General features: G+C 56.9%; 2 protein-coding genes. Both read right to left on the bottom strand.

Translation table 11 applies throughout. From position 1 onward, the window contains the following. Window positions 1–73: 73 nt before the first annotated feature. Complete coding sequence (locus tag ACWDSI_RS20470; RefSeq protein WP_449757690.1) at window positions 74–673, bottom strand: DUF3558 family protein; 600 nt, start codon at window positions 671–673, stop codon at window positions 74–76. Continuing rightward, window positions 621–974, bottom strand: coding sequence for a hypothetical protein (locus tag ACWDSI_RS20465; RefSeq protein ID WP_449757689.1), 354 nt, complete (start codon window positions 972–974; stop codon window positions 621–623). Before ACWDSI_RS20465 ends, ACWDSI_RS20470 begins: the two co-directional genes overlap by 53 nt. Between the last annotated feature and the right edge of the window lie 220 nt (window positions 975–1,194).

The raw sequence follows: 1,194 nt of genomic DNA, 5'->3' as shown, positions 1-1,194 counted from the left end.
ACGACCGCAAACACCCCTTCGTGTGGACGAAACCGGTCGAGGAGATTCTCAAGAAAGCTCAACCGAAAACCAACTAACGAAACGCGACACTAGTGGTGACGTGAGATCGTCCGGTGTCGACGATCGTCAGACACCGTTTTGGTCCTTGAAACGCGCCGACTGCGACTGTTCGACCATTGATCGATGTGTTGGGGAACCAGCGAATAATGACGGACTGACGCTTCTTGTACTCGGCTAAAGGTTCCGAGTTAGCGACGACCTGCGATATGAATCCGTGACGGGTGCCTTCATAGCGCCACATGCAACCACGAAGTGTCTGATAGTTGGCCAGCGCAGCATCTTCCGCAGTTGAAGGATTGACGCCCGCAGTCCGCAGAACGGAATCTCTTATGGCGGTGCATGGCTCGTAGGGCGTTCCGTCATTGCCAGTATTCCACCTGTCGGGGAACTTGGTGTCGAACGGTAGTCGTCGCCCTTCACTATCAGTTTGGCGGATCGCAACCTTGGTAGTGGAAATGATGCCTGTAGTCGATTGCGTGACCGGGGTGCCGTTCATCGAACAGCCACTAAGAAATCCGCTCAAACTAATCCCAAGAAATAGCCAGAACGAATAGCTGCGCTCACGCACGAAGATCGGTTGCACTAGAGCCGTCTGCGTAATGAAGCTCAGCATCCATGGCCTCACATGCGGAAGCAAGATCTCGCAATGAATCATTCTGCTTGTCCAACTGACGCGACCAGTCGTTAACCACACCTACCAACTGCGAGTGCAATCTGTTGCCCTCTTTCGCTTCGCCGAAGTAGTTGTCGCTGAGCACTCCGGTGACTATTTCAATTGCCCTCTCCAACTCCGCCGCACACTCCCTTGCCACCTTGGCCCGCTGTTGCCATTCCGCGGCCGTGAATTGCGCGACCCCACCCCCGCGGCCCGGCAGGTCCACGGTCGCGCCCGGGAGCGCGACGAAGTCCGTCACACCGTCTCCCTCGTGACCGTCGGGCTGCGGCCTGCCTCCATGGGTTCGGGCAGGCTGATTCCAGCGGTTGAGGGATGTAGTCACGAAAGGCAATCGTCGCCCTCGCGTGTCGGTCTGACTGATTGCGGGCTCTTCCTGATTCAGAGTGCATCGAGGCGTTCTGCGAGTTGGCCAGAGTGGATCAGTGACCGCAAGATGTAGTGGCTGAGGTTGCGGAATC

It is taken from the genome of Gordonia sp. NPDC003429, from assembly GCF_053588575.1.
The sequence above is the reverse complement of the archived record's forward strand: the minus strand, read 5'-3'. Positions and strand labels throughout refer to the sequence as shown.

Bases quoted from the DNA above. Each gene is read 5' to 3' on its own strand.
- ACWDSI_RS20470 (WP_449757690.1), bottom strand. From the start codon at position 673: ATGCTGAGCTTCATTACGCAGACGGCTCTAGTGCAACCGATCTTCGTG.